This window comes from Halorubrum amylolyticum (assembly GCF_004114995.1).
GTDB lineage: Archaea > Halobacteriota > Halobacteria > Halobacteriales > Haloferacaceae > Halorubrum > Halorubrum amylolyticum.
This window is the reverse complement of sequence record NZ_SDJP01000003.1, coordinates 166,010-180,102: the sequence shown is the minus strand read 5'-3', so window position 1 is coordinate 180,102 and position 14,093 is coordinate 166,010. Positions and strand designations below refer to the sequence as shown.

General features: G+C 67.7%; 13 protein-coding genes and 2 pseudogenes. 9 read left to right on the top strand and 6 right to left on the bottom strand.

What is annotated here, in order from left to right:
- Positions 1-111: 111 nt before the first annotated feature.
- Positions 112-261, top strand: a pseudogene (locus ESO89_RS04840) (galactonate dehydratase); the annotation flags it as partial.
- Positions 262-741: 480 nt separating this feature from the next.
- Here ESO89_RS04840 and ESO89_RS04835 read toward each other — a convergent pair.
- The 3 genes and pseudogenes from ESO89_RS04835 to ESO89_RS19170 form a co-directional block, all read right to left on the bottom strand.
- Positions 742-1,572 carry an SDR family NAD(P)-dependent oxidoreductase gene (locus ESO89_RS04835; protein ID WP_128904543.1) on the bottom strand — a complete coding sequence of 277 codons (831 nt, stop codon included), beginning with the start codon at positions 1,570-1,572 and terminating at the stop codon, positions 742-744.
- Positions 1,573-1,635: 63 nt separating this feature from the next.
- Complete coding sequence (dgoD, locus tag ESO89_RS04830) at positions 1,636-2,790, bottom strand: galactonate dehydratase (RefSeq protein WP_128904542.1); 1,155 nt, start codon at positions 2,788-2,790, stop codon at positions 1,636-1,638.
- 356 nt (positions 2,791-3,146) lie between these two features.
- Positions 3,147-3,719, bottom strand: a pseudogene (locus ESO89_RS19170) (beta-galactosidase small subunit); the annotation flags it as partial.
- 181 nt (positions 3,720-3,900) lie between these two features.
- On the opposite strand from ESO89_RS19170, the gene ESO89_RS19165 reads away from it, so the two are divergent.
- Together ESO89_RS19165 and ESO89_RS04815 are read left to right on the top strand one after the other, a co-directional pair.
- On the top strand, positions 3,901-4,206 hold the full coding sequence (locus tag ESO89_RS19165) for a hypothetical protein (protein ID WP_277750254.1): 306 nt from the start codon (positions 3,901-3,903) through the stop codon (positions 4,204-4,206).
- A gap of 263 nt (positions 4,207-4,469) precedes the next feature.
- Positions 4,470-5,111 carry a bifunctional 4-hydroxy-2-oxoglutarate aldolase/2-dehydro-3-deoxy-phosphogluconate aldolase gene (locus ESO89_RS04815; protein WP_128904540.1) on the top strand — a complete coding sequence of 214 codons (642 nt, stop codon included), beginning with the start codon at positions 4,470-4,472 and terminating at the stop codon, positions 5,109-5,111.
- A gap of 11 nt (positions 5,112-5,122) precedes the next feature.
- On the opposite strand, the gene ESO89_RS04810 is transcribed toward ESO89_RS04815, so the two are convergent.
- Entirely contained in the window at positions 5,123-5,986 is an 864-nt protein-coding gene (locus ESO89_RS04810; protein ID WP_128904539.1) for an SMP-30/gluconolactonase/LRE family protein, read from the bottom strand.
- Positions 5,987-6,763: 777 nt separating this feature from the next.
- On the opposite strand from ESO89_RS04810, the gene ESO89_RS04805 reads away from it, so the two are divergent.
- Positions 6,764-7,555 carry a DUF7384 family protein gene (locus ESO89_RS04805; protein WP_128904538.1) on the top strand — a complete coding sequence of 264 codons (792 nt, stop codon included), beginning with the start codon at positions 6,764-6,766 and terminating at the stop codon, positions 7,553-7,555.
- 25 nt (positions 7,556-7,580) lie between these two features.
- Positions 7,581-8,540, top strand: a complete 960-nt coding sequence (locus tag ESO89_RS04800; RefSeq protein ID WP_128904537.1) for an HhH-GPD family protein — start codon at positions 7,581-7,583, stop codon at positions 8,538-8,540.
- 199 nt (positions 8,541-8,739) lie between these two features.
- Here the strand turns inward: ESO89_RS04800 and ESO89_RS04795 are convergent, their stop codons facing one another.
- Positions 8,740-10,578: a cation:proton antiporter domain-containing protein gene (locus ESO89_RS04795; protein WP_241686105.1), complete on the bottom strand. Its 1,839-nt coding sequence runs from the start codon at positions 10,576-10,578 to the stop codon at positions 8,740-8,742.
- A gap of 227 nt (positions 10,579-10,805) precedes the next feature.
- Between ESO89_RS04795 and ESO89_RS04790 the strand changes: the two genes are divergently transcribed.
- Both ESO89_RS04790 and ESO89_RS04785 read left to right on the top strand, forming a co-directional pair.
- The gene (locus ESO89_RS04790; RefSeq protein WP_128904535.1) at positions 10,806-11,204 is read left to right on the top strand and encodes a DUF5778 family protein; all 399 of its coding nucleotides are present in this window, start codon (positions 10,806-10,808) and stop codon (positions 11,202-11,204) included.
- Positions 11,205-11,227: 23 nt separating this feature from the next.
- A complete protein-coding gene (locus ESO89_RS04785) occupies positions 11,228-11,878 on the top strand; it encodes a CocE/NonD family hydrolase (RefSeq protein WP_128904534.1) in 651 nt (216 codons plus the stop codon).
- A 7-nt stretch (positions 11,879-11,885) separates the two neighbouring features.
- Here the strand turns inward: ESO89_RS04785 and ESO89_RS04780 are convergent, their stop codons facing one another.
- The gene (locus ESO89_RS04780) at positions 11,886-12,215 is read right to left on the bottom strand and encodes a transcription factor S (RefSeq protein ID WP_128904533.1); all 330 of its coding nucleotides are present in this window, start codon (positions 12,213-12,215) and stop codon (positions 11,886-11,888) included.
- 251 nt (positions 12,216-12,466) lie between these two features.
- Here ESO89_RS04780 and ribH point away from each other — a divergent pair, with 251 nt between their 5' ends.
- A complete protein-coding gene (gene ribH, locus ESO89_RS04775; protein ID WP_004050125.1) occupies positions 12,467-12,871 on the top strand; it encodes a 6,7-dimethyl-8-ribityllumazine synthase in 405 nt (134 codons plus the stop codon).
- A gap of 34 nt (positions 12,872-12,905) precedes the next feature.
- Positions 12,906-14,060, top strand: coding sequence for a pyridoxal phosphate-dependent aminotransferase (locus ESO89_RS04770; RefSeq protein ID WP_128904532.1), 1,155 nt, complete (start codon positions 12,906-12,908; stop codon positions 14,058-14,060).
- The last annotated feature ends 33 nt before the right edge of the window (positions 14,061-14,093 follow it).

Here is a 14,093-nt window from a genome sequence, read left to right as displayed (position 1 = left end):
AACCGGCATCGAACCGGCACCGAACCGACGTCGAGGCCCGGCGGGAGACGTTCGCGTCGCGGACGGAAGCGAGGTGCCAACGTTTAACGTCGCCGGACACCGCGCTCCGACATGGCGCAGATCGTCGAGTACGAGCTGTTCAAGGTACCTCCGCGCTGGCTCTTCCTGAAAACCGAGACCAGCGACGGAACGGTCGGCTGAGGGGAGCCGATCTTGGGGGGCGAGGACTCGGCCCGCATCGAGGACCTCTGGCAGACGATGTCGGGGAGGTGACCGGCTCTCGGTCCGTGCTCACCCAGCGCGCCGAGGTCGACGTACTCGCGCGTTCGCTCGACGCTCCGACGAATCTCTGGTCCTTCGACGAGCCGCACTGTCTGCCTGTAGACGACCGTTGACGGCGATCGCGAGGGACATCCGCGACGGCGCGGAGACGCGGAGGTCGCCGTGTAGATCGAGACCGTCCGGGAGCGAACCCTCTTGGAGGAACCGCTCCCCTCCGCGCCGGAGTGGGTCTCGGTCGCGATCGCGGTCCGAGATCCGGCGGGCGAGCCGGTGGCGTTTCTCGAAGTCGTCAGTCCCGTCGAACGGGCGAAGGGGATCGATGTCCAACACCAGCGGACTGCTCACCGAGACCGCCGGCCGGATGCGCGCCGAGACACTGACCGGCCCGGACCGACGATCGACCCGATGGGAATTTTATATTCTATATCTGATGTTTTTGAGGACCTGTCTGAATTTGTATTATTCAAACACAGCATCGACGGCGTCGCGCCGGTAGTCGATGTAGCGGTCGTCTTGCATCACCTGCGAGCGCCCCCCGTCGATCAGAATGCTCTCGCCGGTGATGAAGCCCGCGTCGTCGCTCGCGAGGAACGCGGCGAGCCCGGCCACGTCGGAGGGCGTTCCGAGCCTCCCGACCGGGTGGATCTCCTCCGTGTACTCGTAGTCGTCGCCCAGTTCCTCCTCGGTGCGGTCGATCTCGATCCAGCCGGGGTTGATCGTGTTCACCGTGATCCCGTCCGGACCGAGCTCCAGCGCCAGCGCGCGCGTCATCCCGTTGATCCCGGCCTTGACCGCGTTGTACGGGAACAGCCCCGGCATCGTGAGGAACGCGTGGTTCGAGGAGGTGTTGAGGATCGTCCCCCCGTCGGGCATGTGGTCGGCGGCGTGTTTCGCGCACAGCCAGAACGCCCGGAAGTCGGTTTCGAGGACGAACTCCCAGTCGTCCATCGTCGCCTCGCTCGCGGTCGTCTCCGTCTGGACGCCCGCGTTGTTCACCAACACGTCGATCCGCCCGTACTCCGCGACGGCGTGGTCGACGAGCGCCTCGATCTCCGCGGGCTCGCGCATGTCGGCCCGAACGAACGTCGCGTCGCCGCCCGCCGACTCGATATCGTCGACCACGGCGTGACCGCTGTCGGCGGAGCGCCCCGTCACCACGACGGAGGCCCCCTCGGCGGCGAAGCGGCGGGCGACACCCTCGCCGATCCCGCGGGTCGATCCGGTGACGACGGCGACTGTGTCCGCGTGTCTGTTCGCGACGGCGTTCTCGGTCGGGTCGCTCGGTGACATACCCACTACTGCTGTTGCCCCGGTCAAATAATCACCGCCTGCGGGGGCGTCCCGGCGGAGCCCCTACCACTCGGCGACGCTCCCGTCGTCGTGTCGCCAGACGGGATTGTGCCAGTCCACGTCCTCCTCCGCCTGCTCGCGGACGTGGTCCTCGTCGATCTCGACCCCGAGACCGGGCGAATCGGGGATCTGTACGTACCCGTCCTCGTAGTCGAAGACCGAGGGGTCCGCGAGGTAGTCGAGCACGTCGCTCGTCTCGTTGTAGTGGATGTTGAGGCTCTGCTCCTGGATGAAGGCGTTCGGCGAGCAGGCGTCGACCTGCAGGCACGACGCGAGCGCGATCGGCCCCAGCGGGCAGTGGGGCGCCATCGCCACGTCGTACGCCTCGGCCATCGCAGCGATCTTCTTCACCTCGGTGATCCCGCCCGCGTGCGAGAGGTCCGGCTGGATCACGTCGACGGCGCCGTCCTCGAAGACCTCCTTGAAGTCCCACCGCGAGTACATGCGCTCGCCGGTCGCGATCGGCGTCGTCGTGTGCGCGGCGATCCCCGGGAGCGAATCGTTGTGGCCCGACAGGACGGGCTCTTCGACGAACATCGGGTCGTACGGTTCGAGCGCCTCCACGAGCCGCTTCGCCATCGGCTTGGAGACGCGGCCGTGGAAGTCGACGCCGATACCGACCTCGTCGCCGACGGCCTCCCGGACCTCCCGCAGTCGCGTCGCGGCGGCGTCGACGGTGGCGGGATCGTCGATCCGCTCGATCTCCTCGGTCGCGTTCATCTTCAGCGCCGTGAAGCCCGCCTCGACCTGCTCGCGGGCCTGTTCGGCTACGTCGGACGGGCGGTCGCCGCCGATCCACTGGTACACCCGGATACGGTCGCGCGCCGCGCCGCCGAGCAGCTCGTACACCGGGACGTCGAGCCGCTTCCCCTTGATGTCCCAGAGCGCCTGATCGATCCCGGCGATAGCCGACATCAGCACCGGTCCGCCGCGATAGAACCCGCCGCGGTACATCGTTTGCCAGTGGTCCTCGATCCGGTCGGGGTCCTCCCCGAGCAGGTAGGTGTCGAACAGCTCTTCGACTGCGGTCCGCACCGTCTTCGAGCGCCCCTCGACGACCGGCTCGCCCCAGCCGACCGTTCCGTCGGCGGCCTCGACGCGCAGGAAGAGCCACCGCGGCGGCACTTCGAACAGTTCGTAGTCGACGATTTCGGTCATGTGTGAGTGGCCGTACCCCGCCGTCTCTGTTAGTCGTTTCGGGTGCGACTGCGACGAGGGAGTCGTTTCGGGTGCGACTGCGACGAGGGAGATGTTTCGTGCGGGCAGTCGAGAGCTCGATCTCATCCGAGCGTCCCGCCGGTGTATATCTCGATTAATACATATACACGTAGTGTATCGGCGGAGATCAATTACAATCATATGTTTGTAATTACAACGGGAGAGGATGTTCACCGATAGTGTATTATCGGGGAGGCCGGGCCGGAGCCCGTACACTCGCTGCGGTGTGACGGATCGACCGAGCCCGGAGCCGCCGCTCGCGGAACGGAACGACCGACGGAAAGGGCGGGACGCGGCTACCGGTCGAACCCGCGGACGACCTCGGCCGGATCGGCCCCGGCCTCGTGGGGTCGAACGGTGAACGAGAACGAGACCGGCTCCGGGGCGATCCGGTGTTCGGCGAGCGGTTTGACCGGGGTCCCGCCGACGCCGGCGACCGCGGCGTCGACGAACAGGGTCGTCCGCTCCGCGGGGACGAGCTCTTCGAGCCGCTTCGCCTCGGCGAGGTTCTCGTACCCGTCGAACCGCACGTTCAACGGCGTCTCACCGGCGATCGTGGCTCCGGTCTCGGCCCCGGTGACGCTCGCCCATCGCACGTCGGTCTTGTTCCCGTTGTCCGACGGGAGCCGGTAGGGAACGAACTGGTCGTCGATGCGCCCCTCGTACCGACCGACCTCGCCGCCGGTCTTCCGGTCCGGATACGTCTCGTGCGGGCCGCGGCCGAACCACTCCACGTCGGTCACCGACGGCGGGAGATCGAACTCGACGCCCAGTCGCGGAAGCCACGTCGACAGCCCCTCCGTGAGGGCGGTGGTGGGCCGGGCGTCGACGCTCACGTCGACGGCGCCGTCTCGACTCACCTCGTACGCGAAGTCGACCTCGAAGAGCGCGTCCCTCGGGCGGCCGTAGCTCCGTCGAGCTGGTCACCCGGACTCCGCGCCCGCCGTCCCGTTCGACGGCGTGGTCAGCCGCGACCTGACCGAGGGCGTGGAGTCCGAGCGAGCGCCACGCTCCCTCGTTGTCGTACCCCCACTCGGTGTCGCTGTCCATGTGTCCCTCGTTGGCGATCGGCGCCCGGAACGCGCCGAACACCGGCCCGTCGACCGCGATCGCCTCACCGTCGAACCGGAGTTCGTCGAACCGCCCGCGGGCGGGATCGAACCGATACCGGAACCGGTCGCCCGAGAGGACGACCGCGTCGCCCGTCTCCTCGACGGCGATCCGCTCGCCCGCGGTCGGGCGCGCTCCGTCGGCCGCGCGGCGGCGTCTCTGGCTGATGCTGTCGACTCGTACGGGACTGACGGGACGTGCGTCGGCTCGACGCCTTCTTCGATCCTCGCCGGATTCTCGATGTAGTCGCCGAGTCCCGCCAGTTGGGCTGGCTCTCGTGACACGGATCTTCACCACACCTACTTTCGCATGGTATAAAAAATGGCGTGACCTGTCGCATCCCCGCCTCCCGCGGCGTCGGCGTCGCCCCGTCTTGCCGGCGACGAACCCGTCGCCGAGGGGTACAGCGCGGCGGAACGAGGTCGAGATCGGTCGGGCGGACGTCTCGTCACCACCGTTCGGGGACGCGAGCCAGACCATTTATTAGGTCCGCCGCCGCGCGTACCCGTATGCACTCACGACGGGTCGACCGGATACGCGAGGGCGGCGTGATCGCGATCCTCAGGGGCGTCGGAACGGACGCCGCGATCGACGTGGCGGACGCGGTGGTCGAGGGAGGCGTAACGGCGCTCGAAGTGACCGCGGACACCCCGAACGCCACGGCGACGATAGACGCGCTCTCAGACCGGTTTGACGACGTGCTCGTCGGCGCCGGGACGGTCTTGGACGCGGAGACCGCCCGGGCGGTACAGCTTGCGGGCGCCGAGTTCCTCGTCACGCCGACGGTCGACGCCGGGGTCATTCGGACCGGAAACCGCTACGGGACCCCGGTCGCGACCGGCGCGTTCACCCCGACGGAGGCCCTCCGAGCCCACGAGGCCGGCGCGGACCTCGTGAAGGTGTTCCCGGCCGCGACGGGCGGGCCGACACACGTCGCCGCGCTCGGCGGCCCCCTCCCCCAGATCCCGCTGGTCCCGACCGGCGGGGTCGGACCCGCGAACGCGGGGGCGTACGTCGAAGCGGGGGCGGCGGCGGTCGGGGTCGGCAGCGCGATCGTCGACGACGACGCCGTCGCGAACGGGGACTACGAGGCGATCGCCGAGAACGCGCGGCGGACGGTCGACGCGGTGGCGTCCGCCAGAGACCGGTAGCCGCCCGTCGATCAGGCGATCCGCGACCGGAACTCGGGGACGCCGCCCGCGTCGAGGCCGGTGACTCGGAAGACGGCACCGGCGCCGTCCCCCTCGGTCGACCGGTCGCCGTCGGTCAGCGCCGTCGTCACGTAGAGCGTCTCGCGCCCCGCGCCGCCGAAGGTGACCGAGGAGACCTTTCGCGCCGGGAGTTCGATCTCGGCGACCGGCTCTCCCGTCGGCGCGTGCCGGACGACCCGCCCACCGTTCCACCGGGCCGACCACACGTGGTCAGCCGCGTCGACCGTCATTCCGTCGGGGACGCCGTCGTCCGCGGCGACCGCGTGGAACGTGCTCCGGTCCGTGAGGCCGCCGGTCTCGCGGTCGTAATCGAACGCGTAGATCCGCCGGGCCTCGGACTCCGTGACGTAGAACGTCTCTCCGTCGTTCGTGAACCCCATCCCGTTCGGGATGTCGAGCCCTTCGAGGACGGTGGTAACGCGGCCGTCCGGATCGATCCGATAGAGGTCGCCGAGCCCCGCCGGTCCGGGCATCGTTCCGCAGAAGACCCGTCCCGCCGGGTCCGCGATCACGTCGTTGAACCGCGTTCTGGCGTCCACCGTCAGCACGACGCTCGCCGTGTCGCTTCCCGGTTCGAACCGCTCGACCGTTCGGTGGGTGAACAGGAGCAGCGCCCCGTCCGCCTCGACGGTGAACCCGCCTATGGGGCCGGACGGCGCCTCGTACGCGACGCCGTGACTGTCGGTTTCGGGGTCGTACCGCCAGAGCCGGCCAGCGGGGATATCCACCCAGTACAGTCGCTGCCGATCCGGGTGCCACAACGGCCCTTCCCCGGTGTGACTACGCGTGTCCGCGATGCGTTCGAGACGAACCATACCTACCCACTCCGACGGCGGTACTTGAGCGTGATGTTCAGCGTCGGTCGTCGACCATAATTTCAGTAAAAATAGAGTTCTTTTTTATTAAAAGATATTATACTATTCACTCGGTCGTCTGTCCGCCGTCGGTTGAGCGCTGACCACAGCCCCTCGATCGGCGTTCCGTCTTCGTCGCCCCGAACCGGTCTCGGAGCCGTCTGCGGGGCGTCGTCGGCGGAGCGCCCTCGACGCACCCGACCCGGTCTCGAAGATATCCGCAAAATCGGAGTGGATCTCCTCTCCCCCGTCCGCTCTCGCAGACGGAGGGATCTCAGACGCCGATACCGGCGTATTCGACCGATTTCACCGCCGATCGCCTTCCGGCGTCATTCGGCCCGCGGATATCGGCACGACCGTTTCGCCCACCCTCCGAACGCCGATCGAGGCCCTTCGAGCGTGGCTCGCGGCTGCCTCACTCGCCCACCGCTCGCGGCCTTGTCGCTCGCCCGTCGAGGTGCCCGGTTCGATCGCACGCGTCAGGCACCGATCGGTTCTCACCGTGTCGCCTCCGAAATACATATAAAAATAAAATAATATATGTCTAATTTATGTTATCGGGTGAATTCGGTCCCGTTCATCGAACAGTCCGGGGTCGGTCTCCCTCCGTGCACGCCCGGGTCGATCCGTTCGACAGGCCCGGAGAGGCCGTCGGTTCGGCCGGAGGTACCGTCGCGGCGGCCCGGCGGCCCGGCGACAGCCGCAAACCCGATACCCGTGGACGCCGACGGCTCACCCATGCCCTTCGCCGACCTCTTCGAGCGGGCGAGCGAGTACGACGCCACCGCCGACGCGGTGCGCGAAGCGCTCGCGGATCGCCGGTCGAGCGCCGACGCCGCCGAGGCCGTCGAGGACGCCGATGTCGACGTCACGGCCGCCGGCACCGACCCCGCTCCGGCTGACCCCTCTTCCGCCGACCGCGAGCCGAGTCCGGCCCGCGTCGTCGCCGACGCCGACGTGCTGGCGACCGACTTCCTCGTCGGCGGGCCGGCCCGCGAGGCGCTCGACGCGCTGCGCTCGCACGCGTGGACGGCGCTGGTCGCCAGCGACCCGCTCCTCGACGACGCCGAGGCGGTGATCGCCGCGTTCGCGGACGACGGGCTGGCGGCCGACTGGCGCGAAGCGGTCGCGGCGTGGCGCGAGCCGGCGGCGCAGCCCGCGGGCGACCATCCGGCGCTGGCGTCGGCGTACCGCGGCGGCGCGATGCAGGTCGTGAGCCTCGACCCGTCGCTGACGGGTCCGCGGGCCGCCGCCGGGCTCCGAGGCCGGATGGCGGTGAGCGTTCGCGAGCCGCGGGCGTTCGCGACCGTGTTCTCCCCGGCGGGACTGTATCCGGAGGCCGTCGGCGGCGAGTATCCGGGTCCCGACCGCGACCCGCGCTCGATGGAGCCGGTCGACCCCAGCACGGACCGGCACTCCGACGCGGACCGGCACCCCGACACAGACAACCACACCGACGCGGACCGGCACCCCGACGCGGACCAGCACCCCGACGCGGACCAGCACCCCGACGCGGACCAGCACCGATAAACCGCCGCCGGCCCGACCGACGGTAATGACCGACTCGGACGCGGCCGCCGCGACGAGGGACCTCAATGACGGCGACGCCCCCGAGCTGCCGGCCGACCTCGACGCGGTCCGCGAGGCGCTCGTCGACTGGTACGAGGCCGACCACCGCGAGTTTCCGTGGCGGCGCACCGAGGACCCCTACGAGATCCTCGTCAGCGAGGTGATGAGCCAGCAGACCCAACTCGACCGGGTCGTCCCCGCGTGGGAGGACTTCGTCGAGGAGTGGCCGACGACCGGGGCGCTGGCCGAGGCCGACCGCGGCGACGTGGTCGCGTTCTGGTCGGACCACTCGCTCGGCTACAACAACCGCGCGAAGTACCTCCATGAGGCCGCCGGACAGGTCGAGGACGACTACGACGGGACGTTCCCCGAGTCCCCCGCAGAGCTGCAGGAGCTGATGGGGGTCGGCCCCTACACCGCCAACGCGGTGGCGTCGTTCGCGTTCGACAACGGCGACGCCGTCGTCGACACCAACGTGAAGCGCGTGCTTCACCGCGCATTTGCAGAAATCCATAATGCAGACGATCCGGATTACGAAACCGTTTCGAACGCCCTCATGCCGGCCGGAAAGTCCCGAATCTGGAACAACGCGATTATGGAACTCGGCGGTGTCGCCTGCGGGAAGAAACCACGGTGTGACGAGGCCAGTTGCCCGTGGCGCGAGTGGTGTCACGCGTACCAGACCGGCGACTTCACCGCACCAGACGTTCCGACACAACCGAGCTTCGAGGGGAGCAGGCGACAGTTCCGCGGGCGGATCGTTCGACTCCTCGGCGAACACGACGAGATGGAGCTGGACACACTTGGCCATCGAATTCGCGTTGACTACACACCGGATGGTGAGCACGGGCGAGAGTGGCTTCAAGGTCTGCTTTCGGACCTCGCCGACGACGGCCTCGTCCAGATTGAGGAACGGAACGAGCAGACAACTGCTCGACTCCAGTAGTCTGAATCAGACTTGCTGAACGACTCACATACGAGAAGGACTATGACACGCTCGAAGACTACGTCGGTTCGTTAGGAGGAGAACCATTCGAGTCCTGAGAGACCACGAGACGCTGTCGCTGGACGAGCTCGGACCGGAGATTCGAGTCGATTACGCGCTTGACGGCGAGTACGGACGGACGTGGCTCCGCGGACTCCTGTCACTCACCGCGGACGAGCGCCACTCCGGACTGGACCGCCTGGAACTCGCCGACGAGCGTGAGTCGGTCGCTTTCCTTGAGAACGTATGTCGGCTCAGGGACAAACGATTCACTGTCGTGAGTGACGAGGACGACGAGGCAGCGTCCCGGGAGCTTCGGCCCGACCTCCTCGAGCGAGTGGTTAACGAACTCCTCGTTCGTGAGCGCCACCTCTTGGACGTCTCCCTCCTCGCCGAGCATGTCGGTCCACCGGGCCATCGACGGACGCTCGATCACGTTGTCGATGGCTTGGGCCGTCGCGTGCGTTGAAGAGATGATGTCGGCGCCGAGATCCTTAAACGCCTCGACGTTATCCGGCTCGTTAGCGCGGCAGACCACTCGCTCGACGTCGAAGTTCGTGGTGGCCTGCTGACCAACGAACAGATTCACCTTGTCGTCACCCGTCGCCGCGACGACGGTCTTGGCATTTTCGATGCCAGCCGAGCGCAGGATCTCCACGTCGCTTCCGTCACCGATGTGTACCGTGAGCCCCTCACTGCGAGCCCGTTCGACGGCTTGTTCGTCGTTTTCAATGATGACGACGTTCTCTCCCCTGTTTTCGAGCCGGGCAGCGACCTCGCGGCCGACTTGCCCACTGCCGATGATGAGTACACGCATTGGTATCACGTCGAGGTATTCCGCGATCTGTCGGGCAAACCCGCCTTGTAATGCAACGGTCGTAAAGATAACGAGAAAGACGGTCCCAACGAGGAGCGTCGCGGCCTCCGTCTCTCCTGCACTCTGTAGCTCGACCGCGAACAGAGTCGCGACCGAGGCGGGAATGATTCCCCGTGGCCCCACGAAACTGACGAACAGCCGTTCGGAAGACGTGAAATTGGCCCCTCTGGTCGAGACGAACACGTCCAGCGGACGGATGAGGAAGATAACGGCGACAGCGACGATCAGCCCGCCGACACCCAGCGCGAGTAGGTCGCTGAACTGAAGCAATGCTGCGAGCGTAATGAAGACGAACGAAAGGACGATAAGCGTGACGTCTCCTTTGAATTCCGCTATCTGATCTTCGTATGGAATATCGCTGTTACCGAGTATAATGCCGGCCGTCGCGACGGCGGCGACCCCGGCTTCGCTGGCGACGGTATCAGCGGCACCGAACGCGACGAGCGCGCCAGCCAAAACGACGAGCCGTGCATTTCGCGGTGCGTCCCCCGGTGAGAGGTCGATGTATTTGAGAATGATCCAGATGATGGCCGCCACGAGCACACCGATTCCAACGCCGGCTCCGATCCGTTCGATGAACAGCTCGAGAAACGCGGACACCGTCGGCTCCTCCAACTGCATGATCTTGAAGACGACGACGGCGAGGATAGCCGCGGTCACGTCGTTGACGATACCTTCCGTCTCGAGGGCCGTCGCTACTCGGTCGCGAACCGGGACGACCTGGAGGATCGGCGTGATGACGGTCGGACCGGTCGCGACGAGGAGCGCACCGATGAGGAACGCAACGTCCCAAGCGGCACCGAGCGCAAACCGCACGACGAGTGCCGTCCCCAGCAGCGAAATGGCCGCACCGATCGAGACGAGGCGAACGCTCGCTTTCGAGGCCTGCCGGATGTTCTCTACCCGGAGGTGGAAGGCGCCCTCGAAGACGATTATGGCGACCGAGAGGCCGACGATAGCCGGGAGTGACGCGAACGTGTCGGGCGTGATGACCCCGAACCCTTCGGGACCGAGTACGATCCCCGCAACGAGGAGAAACACGATACTTGGCACTTCGAAGCGGTCCGCAAGCAACTGAGCGAGAATTCCGATCGCGATGATCGCCGCTACGAGTGGGATCAATTGGCTTGTCACGTTCGTCCCCTCTCATATTCGGGTTCGAAAAATGGATAAACCTACTGTCTGTGGCCGTCCAGAAAACGGGGGCGACGGGTCGGACGGCGGAGCCGGCGAGGTGGTCGTGTCGTCGGGACGGTGAGTCGCGCTCCGCGGCATGTCGCCGTCGATCCGGAGGCCGCACACCCGCCCGAATCGTTACCCGTTTATCTCGGGAGCCGGAACAATCGGCCATGAGCGAGACCGTCGACGCCGACCTCTACGCGCGGACGAAGGCGCTGCTGGAGCCGGGCGACATCGAACTCGCGGGCTGTATCGTTCACACGACGCTCGGCGGGGAAGAAGACCTGGAGATGCACGAGCTCACGGTCGCGATCAACGAGGTCATCGCCGACCACGCCGGGAAGGGCGAGGCGTATATCGAGGCCGGAAACGACGACACGGACTTCTCGTCGAACCAGTTCCAGGGGCGCACCCTCGACGACGAGGCGTTCGTCTGGGAGTGCCAGCAGCTCCTCCGCGACGGGGCCTTCGACCTCGTGTTCTACTACGAGGCGAACGTCGATCAGGAGGCGCTCGCGGACGACCTCGCCGACCTCGACGGCGTCGATCGCGTGACGCGAGTCCCCTGACGCGGCGACGCGCTTCGTAACCCGTGAGCGACACCGTCCTGATTCCCGGCGGCCGCGACGTGCGCGCCACCCTCGACACCGCCGCGAGCGACAGCGGTGGCGACGCCACCGGCGACGGCCCTCGCGCCGACAGCGTCGTCGTCGCCTGCCCGCCGCACCCGCAGCAGCGCGGCCACCGCGGCGACGAGCGCCTCACCGCCGTCAGCGACGCCCTGACCGACCGGGAGATCGACTGCCTCCGGTTCGACTACGGCGACTGGGACGAGGGGTACGGCGAGAGCACCGACGCCGACAAGGCGGTCGACTGGGCGGTCGCGCGCTACGAGCGCGTCGGGCTGTTCGGCTTCTCGTTCGGGGCGACGGTCGCGCTCGTCACGGCGGCGTCCCGCCCCGGACTCGCCGGGGTCTGCGCGCTCGCGCCGACCGCGCGGCTGACCCCCGACGTCGACGCGGTCGCGACCCTCGACGACCTCGTCGATCTCGGCGTGACGACCCGACTCCTGTACGCGACCCGCGACTCGACGGCCGACTGGGAGCCCGTAGTGGAGCGGGCCGAGGAACTGGAGATCGAGACGGTCGCGTTCGAGTCGGACCACTTCTTTGTCGGGCGGGCGGGCGACGTTGGGGAGAATGTGGCGGGGTTTTTCGGGGCGGGGTTGCGGGACAACTTGTAAATATCGGTCAGTTATACCCCCTCCATCGGTGCCCGCACTCCTTGCACTTGAAGAACCGCGTCGGGGGCTCGTCGGCGGCGCCGGTCTGTTTGATCGTGTACCACGCCTCGCCGTGGCCGCACTCGTCGCAGACGACGTCGTCGGCGGTCGGTTTCCCCTCGAAGTTCGCGCCCTCTTCCGTCTCGATCACCTCGTTGCCGGTCTGTTCGGTCGTCGACTCGAACTCGGCGGCGAGCGCCTCGTCGCGCTCGGTGGTGGCGCCGCAGTCGTCGTTCTGACACACCATCTCTCCGTCGCGAGAGACCATCATCGAGCCGCAGTCGTCACAGAACTGCATATACGGGCGAGGTACGGCGTCGAGCGGTTTAGCTTCCGTGACTGCGCGCCGATCGGGAGGGTGGGAGAGGTGCGTTCACGGTCCGCATCGATGGCGGCTTCGAACCCTGCACGGGGACTCGAAGGGCGTGGCGCGGTCCCCGCGGCCGGCTCGCCGATCCCCACCGCCACCGTTTCTGGTCCCGTTCGCGTTCGTCCGGCAACCCTGCGGTCGAACGGTAGACCTTTGCCGCCCCCGGTGCGAGCGAGCGTATGGTCTCGCTGGGACTGGTGGTGGCGCGGTTCAACGACTCCGTCACGGAACCGATGGCCGAGGCCGCCCGCGAGGCGGCCGCCGACCGCGACGCCGTCGTCGTCGACGAGCTGAGCGTGCCGGGGGCGTACGACAGCCCGCTGGCCGCCGACCGGCTGGCGCGCCGGGACGACGTCGACGCCGTCGCGGTGGTCGGCGCCATCGTCACCGGCGACACCGACCACGATCACGTGATCGCGAGCGCGACCGCCGACAAGCTCACGCGGGTGAGCCTCGACCGCGACACCCCCGTCACGTTCGGCGTGAGCGGGCCGGGGATGTCCGGCGCGGAGGCGCGCGAGCGCATCGACAAGGGCGCGGACGCGGCCGAGGCCGCGATCGACCTCGCGGAGGAGCTCGAATGAGCGACGCCCGCGGTTGCGACCGGAGGACACCACAATGAGCGACGCATACGACTTCTCGGACCGGATCGGACGCGTAGAGCCCAGCGCCACGCTGGCGATATCGAACCTCGCGGCGGAGAAAGAGGCCGAGGGCGCCGACATCGTCGACCTCTCGGTCGGCGAGCCCGACTTCGACACGCCGGAGAACGTCGTCGAGGCGGGCAAGGACGCCCTCGACGCCGGTCACACGGGGTACACCTCCTCGAACGGGATTCCCGAACTCAAGGAAGCGATCGCAGAAAAGCTCCGCGGCGACGGGATCGACGCCGACGCCGACGAGGTGATCGTCACCCCCGGCGGCAAGCAGGCGCTGTACGAGACGTTCCAGACCCTGATCGACGACGGTGACGAGGTCGTCCTCCTCGACCCGGCGTGGGTCTCCTACGAGGCGATGGCGAAGCTCGCCGGTGCCGACCTCTCGCGGGTCGATCTGGCACCGCACGGGTTCCAGCTCGAACCGGCGCTCGACGCGCTCGCGGAGACGGTCTCGGACGACACCGAGCTGCTCGTCGTCAACTCCCCGTCGAACCCCACCGGCGCCGTCTTTTCGGAGACTGCCTTGGAGGGCGTCCGCGACCTCGCTGTGGAACACGACATCGCCGTGATCTCCGACGAGATCTACGAGCGGATCACCTACGACGCCGACCACGTCTCGCTGGCGAGCCTCGACGGGATGGCCGACCGCACCGTCACGATCAACGGCTTCTCGAAGGCGTACTCGATGACCGGCTGGCGGCTCGGCTACTTCCACGCGACCGACGAGTTCGTCGGGCAGGCCGGCAAGCTCCACTCGCACTCCGTCTCCTGCGCGGTCAACTTCGTCCAGCGCGCGGGCGTCGAGGCGCTGGAGAACACCGACGAGTCGGTCACGGAGATGCGCGACGCGTTCCGCGACCGCCGCGACCTCCTCGTCGACCTGTTCGACGAGCACGGCGTCGACGTCGACGTGGGCGACGGCGCCTTCTACATGATGATCCCCGTCGATGAGGACGATCAGGCGTGGTGCGAGGCCGCCATCGAGGAGGCGTCCGTCGCCTGCGTCCCCGGCAGCGCGTTCAACGCGCCGGGCCACGCTCGGATCTCGTACGCCGCCAGCGAACGGCGTCTCCGCGAGGCGGTCGACCGGCTGGTCTCGAACGACCTGCTGTAGGCGCCTCGCCGCGGCAGGCGACCCGACTCTCAA